Genomic DNA, 22,641 nt, shown 5'->3' with positions numbered 1-22,641 from the left:
GGGGGCAACGGCGTCGGGAGGGGCGGCCGTGCGCGGACCGGTGATCGGGGTGCTGGCGTTGCAGGGGGACGTGCGGGAACACCTCGCCGCCCTGACCGGGGTCGGCGTCGACGCCCGCCCGGTGCGCCGGCCGGCCGAGTTGGACGCGGTCGACGGGCTGGTCATCCCCGGCGGGGAGTCCACCACGATGAGCAAGCTGGTGGACATCTTCGGCCTGCGCGAGCCGGTCGACAAGCGGATCGCCGCCGGGATGCCGGTCTACGGCTCCTGCGCCGGCATGATCATGCTGGCCGCCGAGGTGCTGGACGGCCGCCCCGACCAGCGGGGCTTCGCCGGCATCGGGATGACCGTGCGGCGCAACGCGTTCGGTCGCCAGGTGGACTCGTTCGAGGCCCCGGTGCGCGTCGCCGGGGTCGACGGGCCCGCGTTCCACGCGGTCTTCATCCGGGCCCCCTGGGTCGAGCGGGTCGACCCCGGCGTCGAGGTGCTGGGCCGGGTCACCGGTGGCCCGGCCGTCGACCGGGTGGTCGCCGTCCGCCAGGGCAACCTGCTGGCCACCTCGTTCCACCCGGAGCTGACCGGCGACCTGCGCCTGCACCGCTACTTCGCCGACCTGGTCGCCGCCGCCCGCTGAGCAGGCCGCCCGCTGAGCAGGCCGCCCGCCCCGCGACCGGGCCGCCCCACCCCGCGACCAAACCGGTCATTCGTGCTGATTTGCCGGTGGATCGGCGCTGGTGACGCGCCGGGTGTGACGGCGGGGTCGGTGCTCTCGGTAGGATTGCCGCGGTTCGGCGCGGGCACTGCCCGTCGCAGCCCTCCAGCGCGGCCGGTCCCGGTCTGGAGTCGGCGCGGCCAGTCGACGCGGGGCGTGAGTCAACAGACGGAGGTATGAGATGTCCGGCCACTCCAAGTGGGCGACCACCAAGCACAAGAAGGCCGTCATCGACGCCAAGCGCGGCAAGATGTTCGCCAAGCTGATCAAGAACGTCGAGGTCGCGGCCCGGACCGGCGGCGGTGACCCGGCCGGCAACCCGACCCTCTTCGACGCCATCCAGAAGGCCAAGAAGAGTTCGGTCCCGAACGACAACATCGACCGCGCGGTCAAGCGCGGCTCCGGCCTGGAGGCCGGCGGCGCCGACTGGCAGACCATCATGTACGAGGGGTACGGCCCGAACGGCGTGGCCATGCTGATCGAGTGCCTGACCGACAACCGCAACCGGGCCGCCACCGAGGTGCGTACCGCGCTGACCCGCAACGGCGGCTCGCTCGCCGACGCCGGCTCGGTGTCGTACATGTTCTCCCGCAAGGGCGTGGTGATCGTCCCCAAGGCCGACACCACCGAGGACGACGTGATGATGGCGGTCCTCGACGCCGGTGCCGAGGAGGTCAACGACCTCGGTGAGGCGTACGAGGTGGTCTCCGAGCCGACCGACCTGATCGCGGTCCGCACCGCGCTGCGCGACGCCGGGATCGAGTACGAGTCGGCGGAGTCCTCGCTGATCCCCAGCGTCAACGTGCCGCTGGACGAGGACGGCGCACGCAAGGTCTTCAAGCTGATCGACGTGCTGGAGGACTGCGACGACGTGCAGAACGTCTACGCCAACTTCGACGTTTCGGACGACGTCATGGCGGCGGTGGACGCCTGACGGCGGGGCCGGAACACCGGCGGGCCGGTCGGCGGGGACGTGCTCCCCGCTGACCGGCCCGTTGTGCGTGGTGCCGGTCCCGGTCCGACGCCCCCGTGTGCGTCGGACCGGGACCGGGGCTTCAGGCGTCGGTCCGGGTGGCGGACCGACGCGCCTTCAGCGCGCTGTCGACGAGATCCCAGAGCGTGACCGCCACGATGACCACGACCGTGACCCGGGAGGCGACGTCGAGGCCGCCGTCGCGTAGCCAGTCGAACCGGGCGACCAGGTCCGGGTTGAGCAGCCGGTCGGTGAGCACCAGCCAGATCAGCGGCACGGCGAAGGCCAGGTCGAGCAGGGCGTTGGCCCCGACGAGGGGCCAGGTCCACCGGCCGGTGCGGTACTTGACCAGTTCCAGTGCCACGCTGGCCACCAGCACGGCGGCGAGCACCGGCAGCCAGGACGTCCACAGCGCCGGGTCGAGCAGCGGGATGCGCGTGTCGTCGGAGTCCCGGGCCCAGGACCGGAAGTGCTGCCAGGGCAGGAAGGCCAGGGTGAGCAGGATCATCGCCACCGAGGCGCAGGTGTCGGGGAGCCTGATGTCCCGCTCCACCGGGGCTTCGGGTAGCTGGTCGACGTTCCACTCGGGCAGGTCGAGGGAGGCGTTGGTGCGTTCCAGGATCGCGAAGCTCAGGGTCACCCAGAAGGCGATCTGCACCGCGGTCTGGAAGGCGGCGGTGATGCCCGACCCGATCGCCCCGCCCGGGTTGTCGCCGACGGTCGCCTGCGCCACGCCGGCCACGACGCCGACCACGCCGGGGATGACGGTCAGCAGCCGGCGCAGCAGCCGTTGCCAGATCAGGTAGTAGGCGGGGCCGATGAGTTGGAGCCGGCGGTCGGCGTAGCGGGCGGCCAGCCGCTCGGGGTGGCCCAGTTCGGTGAGCACCTCGCGTTCGGCGGTGGTCGGGTCCTGTCCGCCGCCGACCCGGTCGTCGACCATGTCCGCGATGGCGGCCCGCAGCTCGGTGGCGATCTCCTCCCGCCGGGGTGCCGGCACCGCCCGCAGGGTGGCCGCGAGGTAGCGGTCGGTCAGGGTGGTCATCGGTCGACTCCTTCGATCAGCCCGGTCACGGAGGTCTGTACGGCGGCGAGGTCGTCGAGCAGCCGGGCCAGCACCGTCTCGCCGTCGGTACTGGTCCGGTAGAACTTGCGCGGCCTGCTCTCCTCGGTGTTCCACTCGCTGGTCAGCAGTCCCTGTTCCTCCAGCCGCCGCAGCAGCGGATAGAGGGTGTTGGCGTCGACCGGGAAGCCGTGCCCGGTGAGGCGTTGCAGCAGCGCGTAGCCGTAGTCGGGCGCGCGCAGGGCCAGCAGGCTGGCCACCACCACCGTGCCGCGGCGCAGCTCCTGGAGGTGGGTCCGCAGAACCTCGTCGTTGACCATGCGTCACACGATACTGTGTGGCACACACTAATGTCGAGTGACCCAGCAATGTGGGAGTCGCCACCATGCGAACCGGGGCGTCGGGTAAACCCCGACGCCCCGGCTCCGGCCGGCTGGTCAGCAGGGGCGGCCCTGCCGGAAGGCCCGCTCGACGTGATCCGCCAGCCCCACCTGGAAGTAGCCGACGCCCGGCCGGATCGGGTGCCCTGTGAACAACTCGACCCGGTTGCCGAACCGCACCAGGTACGCCGTGGCGTCCCCGGCGTCGTTGCGGATGAACTCGCCCCGGGAGCCGTAGATCCGCGCCACCTCGGTAAAGGACATGCCCACGCCCGCCCCGGCCGGCGAGCGGGGCGGCGCGGTGGCGGTACCGATCTCGACCAGCCGCCCGTTGCGGAAGGCCACCATGATCTTCCCGGCCCACTCGCCGGTGACGCCGGCCACGACCACGCCCTCGCAGTCGACGGCCGTCCAGTCGATCAGTCCGGCCGCGGTGAGCCGGGTCAGTGACGCGCCGATCCGGAACGGGCCCGCCCCCCGGACGCTGAGCAGGTCGGTGCCGCCGGTGGAGCGCACCGGGAGGCCGCCCGACCGCGGGTCGGCGGCGGCCACCGGTGCGCGGTCCACCGTGGACCCCGACGCGACGCCGGGATGCGCCCCGGCCGGCACTGCCGGCGCGACGACGGCCAGGGCCAGCACGCCGGTGAGCAGGATGGTGCGGAGACGGTACATGACAACTCCTTCGCGGGTACGGGTCTGTCGTTCTGTTGGTCTCCGCCCGGCCGGAATCCGTTCGTCGGTTTTCCGACCGGCTCCGGCGGACGCCGTCACCCGGCGACGCCGGTTACCGTGCGGTGGGGGTGGAACGATGGGCACTCCGGCGTGGATCGGGCCCTACCGGGTGCGACGGCTGCTCGGTGCGGGCTCCTTCGCGACCGTCTGGCTCGGCCACGATCCCGCGCTCGACTCCCGGGTGGCGATCAAGGTGCTGGCCGAGAACTGGAGCCACGACCTGCGGGTCCGCGAACGCTTCCGGGACGAGGCCCGGCTGCTGCGGCGGCTCGACCACCCCCGGCTGGTACGGGTGCACGCCGTCGGCGAGCTACCCGACGGCCGGCCGTACGCGGTGCTGGCCCTGGCCGACGGCGGCAGCCTGCGGGACCGGCTGGCCGCCGGGACGCCACCGGTGCCGCAGGCCCTGGCGCTGCTCGACGAGATCGCCGCCGGGGTCGCCGTGCTGCACCGGGAGCGGGTGGTGCACCGCGACCTGACCCCGGGCAACGTGCTGTTCACCTCGACCGCCGACGGGGAACGGGTGGTCATCGCCGACCTCGGGCTGGCCAAGGCGCTCGCCGCGGCCTCCGGGTTGACCGCCCGCGCCGGCACGCCCGGTTACATGGCGCCCGAACAGGACGATCCACTTGCCGTGGTGGACACCCGCAGCGACGTGTTCGGGCTGGGGCGGCTCGGCCTGCGGTTGCTCGGCGGCCCCGGCCCCCGGCCGCACCTTGCCGGGGTGCCCGCGCCGGTGGTGGCGGTGCTGCGCCGGGCCACCGCGCCCCGCCCCGCCGACCGCTACCCCGACGCGGACGCCTTCCGGGCGGCGTTGCGCCGGGCCGCCGGGCCACCCGACGAGCCGGCCACCGCGCAGGCCCCGCCGTGCCCCCGCCGCCCCACCGACGCCCGGCTCCCCGCCGGCAGCGGGGAGCCGCTCCGGCCCCCGGCCACCCGCCGCGCGAGGGAGGCGTTTCCGGCGGGGGAGGCGCTGGCGACCGGCCCGACGGGATCGACTGCCGTTCGCCGGGCGGCCCACCGGCTGGGCCTGGCCGGGGCCGGTGCCCTGATCCTGGTCGCGCTGGGTGCCACCGGCGGTGACACCGCCCGGTCCACGGCCGACGGCCGGTGGGGCCGCAGCGGGCCGGTGAGCGTGCTCCTGCCGGCCGGCTGGCGGGCCGCCGGGACGGGCTGGGCCGGGCGGTACGACGCGCGGGGGCGGCTGGAACCGGCGCTCGTCGTCTCGCCCGATCCGGGTCGGTGGGCGACCGACCCGACCGTGCCGGGGGCCTTCGTCGGTCTCTCCGCGACCCTGGGCCGGCGGTCCACCCCGGCGGACTTCGTCGCGCAGCGTCCGCACGCCGACTGCGTGGCCGCCCCGGTGCGGCGGGTCCGCCGGGGCGCGACGGTCTGGGTGGTCGCCCGGTTCACCTGCCCGGCGGGTCGGCCGGTGCTGGTCGAGGCGGCCGCCCGCGCCGGCCGGGCCGGGCTGCTCTACGCCCAGATCGTCCCGCCGCCGGGCAGCGGGCCGGACGTCGTCGACGCGCTGCTGGGCGGGGTGCGGGTCCGGCCGACCTAGACGACCACCACCGTTACCAGGTACGTCGTCCCCTCGTACGGGATGGTCACCCCGACCGTGCCGGCGCGCAGGAAGCGGACGTCGACCACGCCGGCCTCGTAGTTCCGGTCGACCAGGTCCTCCCGGTCCACCGTGACCTCGCCGGGGCCGATCCCCTGGAGCCGGAGCACCCCGCCGACGCCCAGGCACAGCGACTTCACCAGTGCCAGCTCGGTGTCGGCGAGCACCAGGTCGTAGCGGACCGGGCCCAGGCAGGCGCTCGGCCGGGGGCTGGCCGACGGTGGCCGGGTGCCCGGGGTCCGGTCGGGGGTGGACGGTGCCGGCGCGGCCCGCGTCGGCAGCGCGCCGACGGTGGGCGGGGCCGGGCCGGACGGGGTCGGGGCCACGGTGGTCGCCGGGGCGCTCGCCGGGATCGCCGGGGTGGGTGTCGGTGGCCGGACCGGGAGCGGGGCGACCGGGGTCGCGCAGCCCGTCACCGGTACGAGCAGCAGCGCGGCGGCCAGCCGTCGGCCGGTCCGTTCAGCCACCGGTCAACCGTTCCCGGACCTGGCGGCGGGCCTGGTGGACGCGGGACTTCACGGTGCCCTCCGGCACGTCGAGCAGGGTGGCGATCTCGGGGTAGGACAGGCCGAACAGGTCGCGCAGGGTCAGCGCCTCGGCCGCCTCGGGGCGGACCGCGTCCAGCGCGTCGAGCAGGTCGAGGCGGGTGCCGGCGACCACGCTGGTGCGCCGGGGGTCCGGTGGGTCGGGCAGCGGCACCCCGCCGGCCTCGACCTGCCAGCGTCGGCGCAGCGTCCGGTAGGTCGACCGGGCCCGGTTGGCGGTGAGCCGGTACAGCCAGGTGTGGAACGACGAGCGGCCCTCGAAGCGTCCGATGCCCCGGGCCACCGCGAGCAGGGCGTCCTGGCAGGCCTCCTCGGCGTCCTCCCGGTGGGGCAGCAGCCGGCCGCACAGCCGCAGCACCTCGGGGCGTACCGCCGTCAGCAGCGCGTCGAGGGCGCCCGGCTCGCCCCGGGCGGCGGCGCGGGCCAGGTCGTCGATGTCGTCCGCGAGGAGCATGGCCGTCCCCCGACCGCCGTGGTGTGGTGCCGTCGAGGCTATGCCGCCGGGACCCAGCCGGGCCACCCCGGACCGGCGCGGCCCCCGGTCGAGTTTCATGTCACACTGCGCAAGTTTGCAGGCACTGCATTTTTGTTCGTAGGCTGCCTCCGTGACCAGGGACGAGGGACTCGGACGGCGGGACCGCAAGAAGCGGCAGACCCGCGCCGCACTGGCCGCCGCCGCGCTGCGCCTGGTCGCCGAGCGGGGGCTGGACCAGGTCACCGTCGAGGAGATCGCCGAGGCGGCGGACGTCTCCGCCCGGACCTTCTTCAACTACTTCGCCACCAAGGACGACGCGCTGGTCGGCGACACCGCGGGCGACCGGGACCGGGTGCTGCGGGCGCTGGCCGCCGTACCGGCGCAGGTGCCGGCGCTGGCGGCGATCCGGTCGGCCCTGGCCGGCGTGATCGACGAGGTGGAGGGCGACGCCGCGTTGTGGCTGCTGCGGATGCAGGTGGTGATGCAGCACCCGATGCTGCTGGCCCGGCTGGTCTCCGGCAACGCGACGACCGAGCAGGCCATGGTCGAGGCGCTCGCGGCGCGCACCGGCCACGACCCGGACGACGGCTACCCGGCCCTCGTGGTGGCGGTCACCGGGGCCGCGCTGCGCACCGCGATGGTCCGCTGGGCCACCGGCGGCGGGTCCCGTTCCCTGGCCGATCTGCTCGACGAGGCGTTCGCCGCCGTCGCCGCCGGGCTGCCCGACCCCCGTACCCCCGACCGGCCCGGCGCGACCGCGCCGGGCGTGCACCGAACCCGGTAAGGAAACGTCCATGACCGCAACTGCCGCGTCGACCCCGCCCGAGGCGGGCACCGGCCGGATGTCCCGCCGGGAGGTCCTCCAGGCCCTCTCCGGCCTGATGGTGGGCATGTTCGTGGCGATCCTCGCCTCGACGGTGGTGGCGAACGCGCTGCCGCGCATCATCGCCGAACTCAACGGCAGCCAGACCGTCTACACCTGGATCGTCACCACCGAGCTGCTGGCGATGACCGCCACCGTGCCGCTGTGGGGCAAGATGGCCGACCTCTACAGCAAGAAGCTGCTCATCCAGCTCTCCCTCGGCCTGTTCGTGGTCGGCTCGTTGATCGCCGGGCTCGCCCGCAACGTGGAGACCCTGCTGGCCAGCCGGATCGTGCAGGGCGTCGGCGCGGGCGGGATGACCGCCCTGGCGCTGATCGTGATGGCGGCCATGATCCCGCCCCGCGAGCTGGGCCGGTACGCCGGCATCTTCGGCGCCGTGTTCGGCGTCGGCACGATCGCCGGCCCGCTGATCGGCGGCGTCCTGGTCGACACCTCGTGGCTGGGCTGGCGCTGGTGCTTCCTGATCGGCGTGCCGTTCAGCCTGCTGTCGATCGTCCTGCTGCAACGCACCCTGCACCTGCCGGTGGTCCGCCGCAGGGCGCGCATCGACTGGTGGGGGGCGCTGCTGATCACCGCGGGCGTGTCCACCCTGCTGGTCTGGTCGTCGCTGGCCGGGCACCGGTTCGCCTGGGCCTCGGGCTGGACGGCGCTGATGGTCGTCGGCGGGCTGGTGCTGCTGGCCCTGGCGGTCTGGGTCGAGTCGAGGGTGCCCGAGCCGATCATCCCGCTGCGGATCTTCCGCAGCCGTACGGTCACGCTGACCACGGTCGCCAGTGTGCTGGTCGGGGTGGCCCTCTTCGGTGGCACGGTCTTCCTGTCGCAGTACTTCCAGACCTCGCTGGGCAAGTCGCCGACCGTCGCCGGCCTGATGAGCCTGCCGATGATCCTCGGCCTGCTGGTCTCCTCCACCGTCGCCGGCCAGCTCATCACCAGGTTCGGCCGGTGGAAGGTCTACCTGGTGGCCGGGGCGGCCGTGATGACCGTCGGGATGCTGCTGCTGAGCACCATCGACGCCGACACCGGCGTGCCGTTGCTGTCGCTCTACATGGCGGTGCTCGGCACCGGCGTGGGCATGCTCATGCAGAACCTGGTCCTCGCCGCGCAGAACGACGTGCCCGCCCACGAACTCGGCGCGGCCACCTCGGTGCTGACCTTCTTCCGCAGCATGGGTGGCGCGATCGGGGTCAGCGCCCTCGGCGCGGTGCTGGCCAACCGGGTCACCGGCCTGATGACCGAGCGGCTCGGCCCGGCGGCCGGCGCCACCGGCGGCGGCACCACCGAGGTGCCCGACCTGTCCGCGTTGCCCGCCCCGGTCCTGGCGGTCGTGCAGGAGGCGTACGCCACCGCCACCTCGGAACTGTTCCTGATCGGCGCGCCGATCGCCCTGCTCGCCCTGGTCGCGGTCCTGTTCATCAGGGAGAAGCCGCTGCACGAGGTCAGCGGCGACGAGCGGGCCGAGCAGGAGGCGGCGGCCCTGACCGCGATGCACTGACCGCCCCGGCGTGGTCCCGGCCGGCGTCCGCGCCGGCCGGGACCGGGGGCGGCCGGATCTCCCGGGACCACCCCGGAGCGGCATCGGATGCGGCGCGGGGCCGGCCGGTAGGGTGGGCCGGTCGAGTCGACAGCAGGTCTGATCCACACCGCCGGGGGGCGTCACGCATGGGTGATTCGTTCGCGCATCTGCACGTGCACACCGAGTACTCGATGCTCGACGGGGCGGCCCGGCTGAAGGACCTCTTCGCCGAGGCCAACCGGCTGGGGATGCCGGCGGTGGCGATCACCGACCACGGCAACATGCACGGCGCGAACGACTTCTACAAGCAGGCGATGGCCGCCGGCGTCACCCCGATCCTCGGCGTCGAGGCGTACGTCGCCCCGGAGTCGCGCTACCACAAGGCCCGGGTCAAGTGGGGCCGGCCGGAACAGAAGAGCGACGACGTCTCCGGTAACGGCGCGATCACCCACAAGACCATGTGGGCGCGCAACGCGCAGGGCCTGAAGAACCTGTTCACCCTCAACTCCCGGGCGTCCATGGAGGGGCACTACGTCAAGTGGCCCCGGATGGACATGGAGCTGATCGCCGAGCACGCCGAGGGCATCATGGCCACCACCGGCTGCCCGTCCGGCGCGGTGCAGACCCGGCTGCGGCTGGGCCAGTTCGACGAGGCGCTCAAGGTGGCCGCCGCCTACCAGGACATCTTCGGCAAGGAGAACTACTTCCTGGAGATCATGGACCACGGGCTCTCCATCGAGCAGCGGGTCCGCGAGGATCTGATCACCATCGCCCGCAAGCTGGACATCCCGCCGGTGGTCACCAACGACTCGCACTACACCCACGAGGCGCAGGCCGAGGCGCACGACGTGCTGCTCTGCGTACAGACCGGCAGCAACGTCGCCGACCCGAACCGGTTCCGGTTCGAGGGCGGCGGCTACTTCGTCAAGTCCGCCGACCAGATGCGCGCCGTCGACTCCTCGGAGTTCTGGCAGCAGGGCTGCCGCAACACCCTGCTGGTGGCCGAGAAGGTCGACCCGAGCGGGATGTTCGAGTTCCACAACCTGATGCCGCGGTTCCCGGTGCCGGAGGGGGAGACCGAGGAGTCCTGGTTCCGCAAGGAGACCTTCAAGGGGCTGGCCCGGCGCTACCCGGGGGGCATCCCCGAGGGGCACGTGGTGCAGGCCGAGTACGAGCTGGGCGTCATCAACCAGATGGGCTTCCCGTCGTACTTCCTCGTGGTGGCCGACTTCATCCAGTGGGCCAAGAGCCAGGGCATCGCGGTGGGCCCCGGGCGTGGCTCGGCGGCCGGTTCGCTCGTCGCGTACGCGCTGGGCATCACCGACCTGGACCCGATCCCGCACGGCCTGATCTTCGAGCGGTTCCTCAACCCCGAGCGGGTCTCGATGCCTGACGTCGACATCGACTTCGACGAGCGTCGGCGCGGCGAGGTGATCAAGTACGTGACCGACAAGTGGGGCGAGGACAAGGTCGCGCAGATCGCCACCTTCGGTACGATCAAGGCGAAGGCCGCGATCAAGGACTCGGCCCGGGTCCTCGGCTTCCCGTACGCGGTGGGTGACCGGATCACCAAGGCGATGCCCCCGGCGGTGATGGGCAAGGACATCCCGCTCACCGGCATCTTCGACCCGAAGCACCCCCGGTACGCCGAGGCCGGCGAGATCCGCGGCCTCTACGAGACCGACCCGGACGTCCGCAAGGTGATCGACACCGCCAAGGGCATCGAGGGGCTGATCCGGCAGACCGGTGTGCACGCCGCCGGCGTGATCATGTCCGCCGAGCCGATCATCGACCACATCCCGCTGATGCGCCGGGACGCCGACGGGGTGATCATCACCCAGTTCGACTACCCGACCTGCGAGTCGCTCGGGCTGTTGAAGATGGACTTCCTCGGCCTGCGCAACCTGACGATCATCGACGACGCGGTCAAGAACATCCAGCTCAACCACGGTCGGGAACTCGACCTGCTGGGCCTGCCGCTGGACGACAAGCCCGCCTACGACCTGCTCGCCCGGGGCGACACCCTCGGGGTGTTCCAGCTCGACGGCGGGCCGATGCGCTCGCTGCTGCGGCTGATGAAGCCGGACAACTTCGAGGACATCTCGGCCGTGCTGGCGCTCTACCGGCCCGGCCCGATGGGCGTCGACTCGCACACCAACTACGCGCTGCGCAAGAACGGCCTCCAGGAGATCACCCCGATCCACCCGGAGCTGGAGGAGCCGCTACGGGAGATCCTCGCGCCCACCCACGGCCTGATCGTCTACCAGGAGCAGGTGCAGCGCGCCGCGCAGATCCTCGCCGGCTACACCCTCGGCCAGGCCGACCTGCTGCGCCGGGCGATGGGCAAGAAGAAGAAGGAGATCCTCGACAAGGAGTTCATCCCGTTCCGCGACGGCTGCCGCGAGCGCGGCTACTCCGACGAGGCCATCCAGGCCGTGTGGGACGTCCTGGTCCCGTTCGCCGGGTACGCCTTCAACAAGGCCCACTCGGCGGCGTACGGCCTGGTGTCGTACTGGACGGCGTACCTCAAGGCGCACTACCCGGCCGAGTACATGGCGGCGCTGCTGACCTCCGTCGGTGACGACAAGGACAAGATGGCGCTCTACCTGTCGGAGTGCCGCCGGATGCGCATCCAGGTGCTGCCGCCGGACGTGAACACCTCCGCCGGCCCGTTCACCCCGGTCGGCAAGGACATCCGCTTCGGCCTGGCCGCGGTGCGCAACGTCGGGGCGAACGTGGTCGCGGCGATCATGCGGTGCCGCGACGAGAAGGGCGAGTACGCCGACTTCTACGACTTCCTGTCCAAGGTCGACGCGGTGGTCTGCAACAAGAAGACCATCGAATCCCTGATCAAGGCGGGTGCGTTCGACTCGCTGGGGCACACCCGCAAGGGCCTGCTCGCCGTGCACGCCGACGCCATCGACGCCTTCGCCGACGTCAAGCGCAAGGAGGCCGTCGGCCAGTACGACCTGTTCGGGGCCGGCTTCGGTGACGCCGACACCGGCAGCACCACCGTGATGCCGACCATCGGCGACGCCGAGTGGGACAAGCGGGACAAGCTCGCCTTCGAACGCGAGATGCTCGGCCTCTACGTCTCCGACCACCCGCTGTTCGGCCTGGAACACGTCCTGGGCGCGGCGGCCGACACCACCATCGCCGCGCTGTCGGAGGAGGGTACCGTGCCCGACGGCGCGGTGGTCACCCTGGCCGGCATCCTCTCCGGCGTGCAGCGCCGGGTCACCAAGCAGGGCCGGGCCTGGGCCTCGGCGGCGTTGGAGGACCTGGCCGGCGGGGTGGAGACGTTGTTCTTCCCGAACACCTACGAGGTGATCGGCCAGTACATCGCCGAGGACGCGATCGTGGTGGTCAAGGGCCGGGTGGACCGGCGCGACGACACCCCCCGGATCATGGCGATGGACATGTCCATGCCGGACGTCACCAGCACCCCCGGCAGCAAGCCGGTGACGCTGACCATCCCGGTGCACCGCTGCACGCCGCCGCTGGTGGAACGGCTCAAGGAGACCCTGGTGCTGCACCCGGGCGACACCGAGGTGCACGTCAAGCTGCTCAACGGCGGCAAGGTGACCACCCTGCGGCTCGGCCCGTTCCGGGTGGCCGCCACCACCGCGCTGATGGGTGACCTCAAGAGCGTCCTCGGCCCGGCCAACGTGAGCTGACCCGCCGGGCGGTGGCCACCACCGCCCGGCGGGCCGGTCACTTGCCGCCGGTGACGATCCCCGGGTTGATGCACAGCCCGGGGGTGCTGCCGTTCTTCTCGGCGATCTCCAGGCAGCGGGACACCTTGTCGACCTTGGCGTTGGTCTCGGTGATCTGCCGCTGGATGTCGGCGTTGCGGCGGTCCTGTTCGAGGTTACGGGTCTGGGCGAGCTTGTCCTGGAAGGCCTTGATGTTGCCCTCGGTCTTGTCGTCGTGGTTGACCCGGGTGATGGTGACGGACAGGATGTCGACGTCGCCGGAGAGCCGGCCCTCGGCGTTGCTCCGGATGCTCTCGGCGAACGGCTTGAGGTCGACGTTCAGGTTCCCCGTCCGGGCGTCGATCTTCTCCAGCGGGTTGTACGTGGCGAAGGCGTCGTTGACCGCGCTGTCGAGCTGCACCCCCACCCGCTGGCCCCGGAAGCTCTCGAAGTCGCCCTTGTAGTCCATGAACTGCTTTGGCGCGTTCTCCGGCTTGACCTGCCACTCGACGAGCACCTCGACGCAGGCGTCGGCGAGCGTGCCGGTCCGCACCCGGACGCACTGGTCGCCGCCGATGTGGTCGTACTTCTGCCGGCCGGCGTCCCACTCGCCCACCTTCTGCCAGGGGGCGACCCACTTGAGCCCGGAGCCGGTGACCTCGCCGGTCGGCTTGTTGAAGCTGGTGACGATGCCCACCGAGCGGATCGGCACGGAGTGCGCACTGGCGCCGATCCCGAACAGCAGCGCGCCGGCCAGGCAGCCGAGCGCGACCAGCGCGCAGGTGCGCCTGACGCCCGGGTGGCGGGCGAGGAGCAGGACCGCGCCGGCGACCAGCGCCCCGACGGCGAGAATGACGGCGAACGTGAAGCCGACGGGCACGGGGCATCACCCTTCCAGGGGAGCGTCGCTGTGTGGATCATCAACCTAGGTCAGCCGGTCAAGCCGGTGCCGGTCGGGTGGCCGGCGGGTGCGGGCCACCACCGGCGGATTGGTGCTGACCGGGCGCGCGGGGGTGTCACTAGCCTCGACGCATGGAGTTGGCGCAGGCACGCGAGCTGTGGCAGCCGGAACCCGGCTGGTTGAACACCGCCAGTTACGGGCTTCCGCCCGAGCCGGTCTGGACGGCGGTGCAGGAGGCCCTGGCCGACTGGCGGGTGGGGCGTACCTCCCACGAGGTGTGGGAGGAGGCGACCGGGCGGTCCCGGGAGGCGTTCGCCGGCCTGGTCGGGGTGCCGGTGACCGACGTCGCGGTCGGGGTCGGCGTGTCGCAGCTGCTCGGACCGATCGCCGCCGCCCTGCCCGCCGGGGCCACCGTGGTCGTCCCCGAGGTCGAGTTCACCGCGAACCTCTTCCCCTGGCTGGTGCAGGAGGAACGCGGGGTGCGGGTGCGCACCGTGCCGCTGGCCGGCCTGTGCGACGCGATCGACGCCGACACCGACCTGGTCGCGTTCAGCCTGGTGCAGTCCGCCGACGGCGCCGTCGCCCCGTACGCCGGGATCGTGGCCGCGGCCCGCGCGCACGGCGCGCTGGTGGTGGTGGACGCCACCCAGGCGTGTGGGTGGCTGCCGTTCGACGCTGCGCTGGCCGACGCGGTCGCGGTCGGGACGTACAAGTGGCTGGTGTCGCCGCGCGGCTCGGCGCTGGCCTACCTGGCCCCGGCGCTGCGCGAGCGGATGCGTCCGGACGCCGCCGGCTGGTTCGCGGGCAAGGAGCCGCTGTCCACCTACTACGGTCCGCCGCTGCGGTTGGCCGACGACGCCCGCCGGTTCGACAGCTCCCCGGCCTGGTTCAGTTGGGTGGGCACCGCCCCGGCGCTGGAACTTCTCGCCGCGCTCGGCCCGGCGGCGGTCGGGGCGTACGACGTGGGGTTGGCGAACCGGTTCCTGGCCGGGCTGGGCCGGCCGCCGGGGGACAGCGCGATCGTCGCGGTGCAGGTGCCCGACGCGCGGCAGCGGCTGGCCCGCGCCGGGATCCGGGCGGCGGTGCGCGCCGGGCAGGTCCGGGTCGCGTTCCACCTCTACACCACCGAGGCGGACGTGGACCTGGCGTTGGAGGCGCTCACCGGCTGAACCACCGCAGTTTTTCCCCGACGGCGCATCCGAACCGCCCCGTCCGGGCGAACCCCTGGTAACGGTGTCCTACCCGGGGGGTGCGTCTGGTGTTGTCGGATCCGATGCCGGCCGAGGTCGTCGAGACGGCGCACAAGCGGCTCTCGGCCGCCGCCGAGGACCTCGACGCGAACCTGGTCGCCGCGCTGGTGCTGGAGTTCGCCGCCGACGCCGGGGTGGCGGCGGTGTGGGAGGCGGTGTGCGTGCCGCTGCTCGCCGGGCTGCGCGGGCGCGACGCCGCCGAGATCGCCGTCGAGCACGCCCTGTCCGAGGGCATCCGGATCGGGCTGGACGTGCACCGGAGGGTTCCCGGCCGGCGGTTGCGCACCGACGGGGTGCTGCTCGCCGGGGCCGAGAACGAGGCGCACTGCCTGGGCCTGCACGCGGTGGCCGCCGCGCTGCGCGAGCAGGGTCGGGGCTGCCTGCACCTGGGGCCGGCGCTGCCCTGGGTGGCGTTGGGCTCCGCCGTGCTGCGGGCCCGCCCGCGGACCGTGGTGGTCTGGTCGCAGACGCCGGTCACCGGCCGCGCGTACCGCCTGGTCCGCTTCGGCCGCGACTTCCCGGGGGTACGGGTGTACGCCGCCGGGCCGGGCTGGATCGAGCCCCTCGCACCCCCCGCGACCCGGTTGACCAGCTTCTCCGCCGCGCTGGCCGCCTGTGCCCCGCCGATCTGACCGGGTGACCCGTACCACATCAGATACGAACCGGTGTCGTATCGAAACATCCGGCTCGTAAGGTGAACGTCGTTACGAGTCTGACCCGTTCCGTATTTCAGCGGCGCGGGTGAACCGGGGGGAGCACCGGAGCGTATGCAACCGCACGAGAACACCGGACATCCGAGACGATGGGCGATCCTCGGCGTGCTGGTGGTCAGCCTGCTCGTCGTCGTCCTCGACAACACCATCCTCAACGTCGCCCTGCGCACCCTGGCCGACCCGGTGCACGGCCTCGGGGCCAGCCAGGGCGAGCTGGAATGGGCGATCAACTCCTACACCCTCGTCTTCGCCGGCCTGCTGTTCACCTTCGGCGTCCTCGGCGACCGGGCCGGCCGACGCCGGTTCCTGCTCGTCGGCCTGGTCCTGTTCGGCCTGTCGTCCCTGCTCTCGGCGTACGCGCAGAACCCCGGCCAGCTGATCGCGGCCCGCGCCCTGATGGGCGTCGGCGGCGCGGCGATCATGCCGGTGACCCTGTCGATCATCTCCAACGTCTTCGACCCCCGGGAGCGGGGCCGGGCGATCGGCGTCTGGGCCGGCGCGGTCGGCCTGGCGGTGGCGATCGGCCCGATCCTCGGCGGCGCGCTGCTGGAGCACTTCTGGTGGGGTTCGGTCTTCCTGATCAACGTGCCGGTGGTGGCGCTCGGGGTACTGCTGGTGGCCCTGCTGGTGCCCGAGTCCCGGGACCCCAGCCCGGGGCGGGTCGACATCCTCGGCGTGCTGCTCTCCGTCGTCGGCCTGGTCGCGCTGACCTACGGCATCATCGACGGCGGCGAGCACGGCTTCGGCCGGCCGATCGTGTGGGCCGCGATCCTCGGCGGGGTGGCGGTGCTGGCCTGGTTCGTCGCGCACGAACGGCGCAGCGACCACCCCTCGCTTGACGTGCGGCTGTTCCGGGTGCCCCGGTTCGCCGCCCCGGTGGCGATCGTCGGGCTGGTCTTCTTCGCCGCCATGGGCGTGATGTTCTTCAGCTCGTTCTACATGCAGCTCGTCCGCGGCTACAGCCCGCTGGAGACCGGCCTGTTCTTCCTGCCGTTCGCCGTGGCCCAGCTGGTCTTCGCGCCGCGCAGCGCCGCCATGGTGCGCCGGTACGGCGGCCGGGCGGTCGCCACCGTCGGCCTCGTGCTGACCGCCGTGGCGCTGGCCGCGTTCGCCTTCATCGACGCCACCACGCCGATCTGGGTGGTGCTGGTGGCCTTCTTCCTCCAGGGTGTCGGGATGGCGAACATCATGCCGCCGGCCACCGAATCGATCATGTCGGCGCTGCCCCGGGAGAAGGCAGGCGTCGGCTCGGCGGTGAGCAACACCGTCCGCCAGGTCGCCGGTGCGCTGGGCGTCGCGGTGCTCGGCTCGGTGCTCTCCGCGGTCTACCGGGAGGACATCGCCACGGTCGCCGACGCCCTGCCCGCACCGGCCCGGGAGGCGGCCACCGAGTCGGTTTCCGGGGCGTACGCGGCGGCGGCGCAGCTCGGCCCGGCGGCCCCGCGGCTCATCGCGGCGGCCAACGACGCCTTCGTCTCGGCGATGCACTGGGCGGCGGCGATCTCCGCGGTGGTGGCCGCCCTCGGCATCGTCATCGTGCTGCGCTGGATGCCGGGCCGGCCCGACGCGGCCGTCCCCGCCACGCCGGTGGCGGAGCGGGAACTGGCCGGAACCACGTAGGTTCGTGGAACGATGTCCGACCTGAAACCCACCGCCGATGCTCCGCGGTCGCCCGGGCGACCGCGGAGCACCCGCGCGGACGAGGCCATCATCGAGGCCGTCCTCGACCTGCTCGCCGAGGGCAGCACCATCGAGGCGCTGTCGATCGAGGCGGTCGCCACCCGCGCCGGGGTGGGCAAGGCCACCATCTACCGCCGCTGGCCCGGCAAGGACGCCCTGCTGATGGACGCGCTGCGCCGGCTCAAGGGGGTGGTCGCCCAGCCGGCCGGGCACTCCGTCCGCGACGACCTGGTGCTGCTGGTCGGGGCCGTCGGGCACAACGTCGACCCCCGGGCCGAGCGGATCATGCCGTGCCTGGTGCCCGAGGTGAACCGCAGCCCCGACCACTTCCAGCTCTACCAGAACATCATCGAACCCCGCCGGAAGATCATGCGGGAGGTGCTCCGCCGGGGCGTGGCCACCGGCGAGCTGCGCGCCGACCTCGACATCGAGGTGGCGATGGCGCTGCTGACCGGGCCGATGCTGATCCAGCGGCTGATGCGCTGGCACCCGGAGCTGGACGACAGGCTGCTCCCCGAGAACGTCGTCGACGGCGTGCTCGACGGCCTGCGGGCCCGCTGAGCCCCACCGCCGGGCGGCGTGTCCGCCGACCGGCGTGTCGGGGTGGACCAGTAGGGTGTCGAACACCCGTACTGTCGAGGGGCCCCAAGGAGGCGGCGTGCGCGTGCTGGGCGTCGACCCGGGACTGACCCGGTGCGGGGTCGGCGTGGTCGAGGGGGTGCCGGGCCGTCCCTGCACGCTCGTCGCCTACTACGTCGTCTACACCGATCCCACCGACGACCTGTCGCTGCGGCTGCTGCATCTGGACCGCTCGCTGACCGACCTGGTGGCCGAGCACCGCCCCGACGCGGTCGCCGTGGAGCGGGTGTTCAGCCAGCACAATGTGCGCACCGTGATGGGCACCGCCCAGGCCAGCGGCATCGCCGTGCTGGCCGGGGCGCGGGCCGGGCTGCCGGTGCAGACCTACACCCCCAGCGAGGTCAAGGCGGCGGTGACCGGCTCCGGTCAGGCCGACAAGAAGCAGATGACCACGATGGTCACCCGGTTGCTGCGGCTGGCCGAGCCGCCCAGGCCGGCCGACGCGGCGGACGCCCTGGCGTTGGCCATCTGCCACGTGTGGCGCGGCGGCACCCGCTCCAAGCTGGCCGAGGCCGCCGACCGGGTACGACGAGGAGGAGCACGATGATCGCCAGCGTGCGCGGCACGGTGACCGCGACCGGCCCGGACCACGCGGTGGTCGAGGTCGCAGGGATCGGCCTGGCCGTGCAGTGCGCCCCCGGCACCCTGGCCGAGCTGCGGGTCGGCCAGCCGGCCCGGCTCGCCACCAGCCTGGTGGTCCGGGAGGACTCGCTCACCCTCTACGGCTTCGCCGACGACGACGCCAAGCAGCTGTTCGAGCTGCTCCAGACGGCCAGCGGGGTCGGCCCGCGACTGGCCCAGGCGGTGCTTGCCGTGCACACTCCGGACGCGGTGCGCAAGGCCATCGCCAACGCCGACACCGCCGCCCTGACCCGGGTGCCGGGGATCGGCAAGAAGGGCGCCGAACGGCTGGTGCTGGAGCTGCGTGACCGGATCGGCCCGGTGCCGGTGGGGCCCGACGGCGCGGCCGGGGTGACCGCCGGGGCCTGGCCGGAGCAGGTCCGCCAGGCGCTGGTCGGGCTCGGCTGGACAGCCGGTCAGGCCGACCAGGCGGTGGCCGCCGTGGCGGAGACCGTGGACGGGCCCACCCCGCCGGTGCCGGTCCTGCTCAAGCAGGCCATCCGACTGCTCGGCCGGACCCGGTGACCGGCGTGGCACGGTCGCGGTCGGGGCGGCCGGCATGAGCGGCGACGGCCTGGTCTCGGCGTACGCCGACGACGCGGAGCGGGACGCGGAGGTCAGCGTCCGGCCGAGGCGGCTCGACGAGTTCATCGCCCAGCACCGGGTCCGCGACCAGCTCGACCTGCTGTTGCAGGGCGCGATGCGGCGCGGCGCCCCACCCGACCACATCCTCCTGTCGGGGCCTCCTGGCCTCGGTAAAACGACGTTGGCCAATATCGTGGCGGCCGAGCTGGGTTCCGGTATCCGGGTGACCAGCGGGCCGGTGATCGAGCGTTCCGGCGACCTCGCCGCCATCCTGACCAGCCTCGCCGAGGGCGACGTGCTGTTCATCGACGAGATCCACCGGATCGCCAAACCGGCGGAGGAACTGCTCTACAGCGCCATGGAGGACTTCCGGGTCGACGTGATCGTCGGCAAGGGGCCGGGCGCGACCGCGATCCCGCTCGACGTGGAGCCGTTCACCCTGGTCGGCGCGACCACCCGGTCCGGCCTGCTGACCGGCCCGATGCGGGACCGCTTCGGCTTCGTCGCGCACCTCGACTTCTACTCCCCGGCCGACCTGGAGGCGCTGCTGCACCGCTCGGCGCGCATCCTGGGCGTGCCGATCACCCCGGAGGGGGCGGTGGAGATCGCCGGCCGGTCCCGGGGCACGCCCAGGATCGCCAACCGGCTGCTGCGCCGGGTGCGCGACTACGCCGAGGTCCGGGCCGACGGCGTGGTCACCCTGGAGACCGCCCGGTCCGCCCTGACCGTGTACGACGTGGACGCCCTCGGCCTGGACCGGCTGGACCGGGCGGTGCTGACCGCGCTGGTCGACTCGTTCCGGGGTGGCCCGGTGGGCCTGTCCACCCTGGCGGTGGCGGTGGGGGAGCAGCCGGACACGGTGGAGGAGGTCTGCGAGCCGTTCCTGGTCCGCGCCGGGCTGCTGGCCCGTACGCCCCGGGGGCGGGTGGCCACCGAGGCCGCCTGGCGACACCTCGGCCGCACCCCGCCAAATGGTACATTCGGTGTGGAAGCCCCCGCCGTGCCCGATCTCTTCTCGAACGCGCCCGATCCACCGTGATCTGAACGTGATCTGCGCCGCATTCGGCGTTCCCAGGTGCAGGGATTAGACTCGCCGCGGTCTGTACAGGATGTGAATATCCGCCTCCGCTCCGGCGCGCACGTGCCGTGGCGGGGGCCAATGGGAAGGTCGCACACCGTGCTTTACGCAGCACAGTCCGGCGGAGGCGCCGGCAGTCTGACGCCGATCCTCATGATCGCCCTGCTCTTCGGGGTCATGTACTTCATGATGATCCGGCCGCAGCAGAAGCGCCGCCGCGAGGCTGAGGCCATGCAGTCCGCGCTCGGCCCCGGTGACGAGGTCGTCACCATCGGCGGGCTCTACGGCACGGTCGTGGGTGTCGAGGACGACACCGTGCTGCTGGAGGTGGCCCCCGGCGTGCAGACCCGTTACGCCCGTCCGGCCATCGCCCGGGTGGTCACCCGGGCCGAGCGCCCCGAGGCCGACGAGCCGGTCACCGAGGGCGCGGAAGCCGTCAAGGAGTGAAGCCGCCACCCGTCCGGCACCACGGGCGGGCAGCGGCGGGACAACTGGATAGGTGGGCCGGTCCCCAGGGTCGGCACCCGCACCGTCCGCCCGACGCCACCACGTCGGCGGTGGTACGCCGTGCCGTCGGTCGGGAGTGGCCCGCGCAGAGCACGTCGGGGCGGGAACCCCGCTCCGACCTCGTCGCCGCTGCGCCGGCGGCGCGACCGTTACAGGGAGACAGACAGCCGTGGCACCACCTCAGGGACAGATGCGCCCCGGGCGGCAGCTCGCCGTGCTCGGGTTCATCTTCGTCGTCCTCTATTCCTTGGTGTTCTTCTCGGGCGGCGCCAGCGGCGGCTGGAAGGACCGGCTGGAGCCGCGGCTCGGCCTGGACCTGATCGGTGGCACCCGGCTGACGCTGGAGGCGACCAACAGCATCGACGGCAAGCCCCCGACGTCGGCCAACCTGGAGGAGGCCCGGCAGATCATCGAGAGCCGGGTCAACGCCTACGGCGTGGCCGAGGCCGAGGTGGTCACCGAGGGCAACCGGAACATCGTCATCTCCCTGCCCGGTGAGAACCGCGACCTGACCGACGTCGGCAGCGCCGCGGAGCTGCGGTTCCGCAAGGTGCTCAAGGCCGCCGACGGCAGCGGCGCGGTCGCCGCCCCGGCGACCCCGGCCCCGTCCGGCAGCGCGTCGCCGGCCCCGTCCGGTAGCGCCTCGCCGGCCCCGTCGGGGAGTGCGTCGCCGAAGGTGTCCGGCTCGCCGAGCGCCGGTGGGCAGGGCGGCGGCGCCCCCGCGCCGAGCGCCAGCGCCACCCCGTCCGGGTCGGCCTCGCCGAGCGCCCCGGCCGCCTCGCCCAGCGCCAGCGAGGCCCCGGTGCCGCAGAGCATCGAGGAGCAGCGCAAGGCCGTCGAGAAGAAGGTCGGCGCGGCCGCCTGGGCCGCCGCGAGCGGGCTCCAGGCCCCGGCCGACCTGGGCACCAACCCGGCCCTGGCGGAGACGTTCAAGCCGTTCGGCACGCTCTCCCCGCAGGAGGTCGCGGTACTGACCCCGCAGATGCAGTTCAACGTGCCGACCATCACCTGCGCCCAGCTCGACAAGCGGCCCCCCGCGTCGATCAAGGACGAGAAGCAGCAGGCGGTCGCCTGTGAGGGTGGCGCGGCGAAGTACCTGCTCGACCAGGCCAAGGTGGTAGGCACCGACGTCAAGGACGCCAACGCGGTCCTCGACCAGGCCAGCACCTGGGTGGTCAGCCTGAACTTCACCGGCGACGGCCAGTCCAAGTGGACCGAGCTGACCCGGGAGGCGTTCAACAACACCGGCGGCGGCTGCGACCAGACCGCCCTGGGCCAGGACGGCAAGTGCCGGGTGGCCGTGGTGCTGGACAACGAGATCGTCTCCTCGCCCGAGATCCAGGGCGTGCTCACCGGCGACTCGCAGATCACCGGCAGCTTCGACAACACGTCGGCCAACGCGCTGGCCAGCCAGCTGCGCTACGGCGCGCTGCCGGTCACCTTCGTGCCGCAGGAGCAGCAGAACGTCACCGCGACGCTGGGCGACAGCCACCTGCGGGCCGGTCTGCTGGCCGCCGGCATCGGCATGCTGCTGGTCATCATCTACTCGTTCTTCTACTACCGGCTGCTCGGCTCGGTCATCTTCCTGAGCCTGGTGCTCTCCGCGTTGCTGGTCTTCGGCGCGCTGGTGGTGCTCGGCCGGTCGATCGGCTTCACCCTCACCCTCGCCGGCATCGCCGGCATGATCGTCTCGCTCGGTGTGGCGGCGGACTCGTTCGTCATCTACTTCGAACGGCTCAAGGACGAGATCCGGGAGGGGCGCAGCCCACGCAGCGCGGTGCCCCGGGCCTGGATCCGGGCCCGCCGGACGATCATCTCGGCCAACGCGATCACCCTGATGTCCGCCGTGGTCCTCTACATCGTCTCGGTCGGCACGGTGAAGGGCTTCGCCTTCGCCCTCGGCCTGGCGACCGTGCTCGACCTGGTGGTCGTCTTCCTGTTCCGGCACCCGATCATGACGATGTTCGCCCGGACCCCGGCGTTCCTGTCGCCACGGGTCAGCGGCCTCGGTCGGGCGCTGCCACCCCGTACGGCCGAGCCGGGCACCGCCCGCAACCCGCGCGTCAAGGAGGCCTGAG

The 22,641-nt window shown here is 72.8% G+C and carries 21 protein-coding genes; 15 read left to right on the top strand and 6 right to left on the bottom strand.

What is annotated here, in order from left to right; all coding sequences use genetic code 11:
* Nucleotides 1-28 precede the first annotated feature (28 nt).
* Together pdxT and B5D80_RS12555 are read left to right on the top strand one after the other, a co-directional pair.
* Nucleotides 29-634 (top strand): pyridoxal 5'-phosphate synthase glutaminase subunit PdxT, encoded by a 606-nt coding sequence (gene pdxT, locus B5D80_RS12560; RefSeq protein ID WP_088644025.1) that lies wholly within the window; start codon nucleotides 29-31, stop codon nucleotides 632-634.
* 259 nt (nucleotides 635-893) lie between these two features.
* Nucleotides 894-1,646, top strand: a complete 753-nt coding sequence (locus tag B5D80_RS12555) for a YebC/PmpR family DNA-binding transcriptional regulator (protein ID WP_088644024.1) — start codon at nucleotides 894-896, stop codon at nucleotides 1,644-1,646.
* Nucleotides 1,647-1,767: 121 nt separating this feature from the next.
* On the opposite strand, the gene B5D80_RS12550 is transcribed toward B5D80_RS12555, so the two are convergent.
* From B5D80_RS12550 to B5D80_RS12540, 3 genes are all read right to left on the bottom strand, one after another.
* Nucleotides 1,768-2,727, bottom strand: a complete 960-nt coding sequence (locus tag B5D80_RS12550; protein ID WP_088644023.1) for a permease prefix domain 1-containing protein — start codon at nucleotides 2,725-2,727, stop codon at nucleotides 1,768-1,770.
* Nucleotides 2,724-3,065, bottom strand: a complete 342-nt coding sequence (locus B5D80_RS12545; RefSeq protein ID WP_088644022.1) for a PadR family transcriptional regulator — start codon at nucleotides 3,063-3,065, stop codon at nucleotides 2,724-2,726. Before B5D80_RS12545 ends, B5D80_RS12550 begins: the two co-directional genes overlap by 4 nt.
* 117 nt (nucleotides 3,066-3,182) lie before the next feature.
* Complete coding sequence (locus tag B5D80_RS12540) at nucleotides 3,183-3,797, bottom strand: hypothetical protein (protein WP_088644021.1); 615 nt, start codon at nucleotides 3,795-3,797, stop codon at nucleotides 3,183-3,185.
* A 136-nt stretch (nucleotides 3,798-3,933) separates the two neighbouring features.
* Between B5D80_RS12540 and B5D80_RS12535 the strand changes: the two genes are divergently transcribed.
* Nucleotides 3,934-5,418, top strand: coding sequence for a serine/threonine-protein kinase (locus B5D80_RS12535; protein ID WP_088644020.1), 1,485 nt, complete (start codon nucleotides 3,934-3,936; stop codon nucleotides 5,416-5,418).
* On the opposite strand, the gene B5D80_RS12530 is transcribed toward B5D80_RS12535, so the two are convergent.
* Nucleotides 5,415-5,945 carry a hypothetical protein gene (locus tag B5D80_RS12530; protein WP_088644019.1) on the bottom strand — a complete coding sequence of 177 codons (531 nt, stop codon included), beginning with the start codon at nucleotides 5,943-5,945 and terminating at the stop codon, nucleotides 5,415-5,417. The genes B5D80_RS12535 and B5D80_RS12530 overlap by 4 nt on opposite strands.
* Nucleotides 5,938-6,477 carry an RNA polymerase sigma factor gene (locus tag B5D80_RS12525; RefSeq protein WP_088644018.1) on the bottom strand — a complete coding sequence of 180 codons (540 nt, stop codon included), beginning with the start codon at nucleotides 6,475-6,477 and terminating at the stop codon, nucleotides 5,938-5,940. The genes B5D80_RS12530 and B5D80_RS12525 overlap by 8 nt, the downstream gene beginning before the upstream one ends.
* Before the next feature lie 151 nt (nucleotides 6,478-6,628).
* Here B5D80_RS12525 and B5D80_RS12520 point away from each other — a divergent pair, with 151 nt between their 5' ends.
* The 3 genes from B5D80_RS12520 (at nucleotide 6,629) to dnaE (ending at nucleotide 12,571) form a co-directional block, all read left to right on the top strand.
* Nucleotides 6,629-7,282, top strand: a complete 654-nt coding sequence (locus B5D80_RS12520) for an acyl-CoA-like ligand-binding transcription factor (protein WP_088644017.1) — start codon at nucleotides 6,629-6,631, stop codon at nucleotides 7,280-7,282.
* Between the two features lie 10 nt (nucleotides 7,283-7,292).
* Nucleotides 7,293-8,873, top strand: coding sequence for an MDR family MFS transporter (locus tag B5D80_RS12515; protein ID WP_088644016.1), 1,581 nt, complete (start codon nucleotides 7,293-7,295; stop codon nucleotides 8,871-8,873).
* A gap of 167 nt (nucleotides 8,874-9,040) precedes the next feature.
* A complete protein-coding gene (dnaE, locus tag B5D80_RS12510) occupies nucleotides 9,041-12,571 on the top strand; it encodes a DNA polymerase III subunit alpha (RefSeq protein ID WP_088644015.1) in 3,531 nt (1,176 codons plus the stop codon).
* A gap of 37 nt (nucleotides 12,572-12,608) precedes the next feature.
* Here dnaE and B5D80_RS12505 read toward each other — a convergent pair whose 3' ends face one another.
* Nucleotides 12,609-13,469: an SPFH domain-containing protein gene (locus tag B5D80_RS12505; protein ID WP_088644014.1), complete on the bottom strand. Its 861-nt coding sequence runs from the start codon at nucleotides 13,467-13,469 to the stop codon at nucleotides 12,609-12,611.
* Nucleotides 13,470-13,621: 152 nt separating this feature from the next.
* On the opposite strand from B5D80_RS12505, the gene B5D80_RS12500 reads away from it, so the two are divergent.
* The 9 genes from B5D80_RS12500 (at nucleotide 13,622) to secD (ending at nucleotide 22,640) form a co-directional block, all read left to right on the top strand.
* Complete coding sequence (locus tag B5D80_RS12500) at nucleotides 13,622-14,659, top strand: aminotransferase class V-fold PLP-dependent enzyme (RefSeq protein WP_088644013.1); 1,038 nt, start codon at nucleotides 13,622-13,624, stop codon at nucleotides 14,657-14,659.
* Nucleotides 14,660-14,748: 89 nt separating this feature from the next.
* Nucleotides 14,749-15,372: a transcriptional regulator gene (locus B5D80_RS12495; RefSeq protein ID WP_245854496.1), complete on the top strand. Its 624-nt coding sequence runs from the start codon at nucleotides 14,749-14,751 to the stop codon at nucleotides 15,370-15,372.
* Between the two features lie 135 nt (nucleotides 15,373-15,507).
* A complete protein-coding gene (locus tag B5D80_RS12490; RefSeq protein ID WP_088644012.1) occupies nucleotides 15,508-17,073 on the top strand; it encodes an MFS transporter in 1,566 nt (521 codons plus the stop codon).
* A gap of 12 nt (nucleotides 17,074-17,085) precedes the next feature.
* Complete coding sequence (locus B5D80_RS12485; protein ID WP_088644011.1) at nucleotides 17,086-17,694, top strand: TetR/AcrR family transcriptional regulator; 609 nt, start codon at nucleotides 17,086-17,088, stop codon at nucleotides 17,692-17,694.
* Between the two features lie 97 nt (nucleotides 17,695-17,791).
* The gene (gene ruvC / locus B5D80_RS12480; protein WP_088644010.1) at nucleotides 17,792-18,319 is read left to right on the top strand and encodes a crossover junction endodeoxyribonuclease RuvC; all 528 of its coding nucleotides are present in this window, start codon (nucleotides 17,792-17,794) and stop codon (nucleotides 18,317-18,319) included.
* Complete coding sequence (gene ruvA / locus B5D80_RS12475) at nucleotides 18,316-18,918, top strand: Holliday junction branch migration protein RuvA (protein ID WP_088644009.1); 603 nt, start codon at nucleotides 18,316-18,318, stop codon at nucleotides 18,916-18,918. The genes ruvC and ruvA overlap by 4 nt, the downstream gene beginning before the upstream one ends.
* A 34-nt stretch (nucleotides 18,919-18,952) precedes the next feature.
* Nucleotides 18,953-20,017, top strand: a complete 1,065-nt coding sequence (ruvB, locus tag B5D80_RS12470) for a Holliday junction branch migration DNA helicase RuvB (RefSeq protein WP_088644008.1) — start codon at nucleotides 18,953-18,955, stop codon at nucleotides 20,015-20,017.
* 120 nt (nucleotides 20,018-20,137) lie between these two features.
* Nucleotides 20,138-20,503 (top strand): preprotein translocase subunit YajC, encoded by a 366-nt coding sequence (gene yajC, locus B5D80_RS12465; RefSeq protein WP_088644007.1) that lies wholly within the window; start codon nucleotides 20,138-20,140, stop codon nucleotides 20,501-20,503.
* 229 nt (nucleotides 20,504-20,732) lie between these two features.
* Nucleotides 20,733-22,640 carry a protein translocase subunit SecD gene (gene secD, locus B5D80_RS12460; RefSeq protein ID WP_211291468.1) on the top strand — a complete coding sequence of 636 codons (1,908 nt, stop codon included), beginning with the start codon at nucleotides 20,733-20,735 and terminating at the stop codon, nucleotides 22,638-22,640.
* Nucleotide 22,641 lies beyond the last annotated feature (1 nt).

Origin of the sequence: Micromonospora wenchangensis (assembly GCF_002210435.1) — a bacterium.
Classification (GTDB): domain Bacteria; phylum Actinomycetota; class Actinomycetes; order Mycobacteriales; family Micromonosporaceae; genus Micromonospora; species Micromonospora wenchangensis.
The sequence above is the reverse complement of the archived record's forward strand: the minus strand, read 5'-3'. Positions and strand labels throughout refer to the sequence as shown.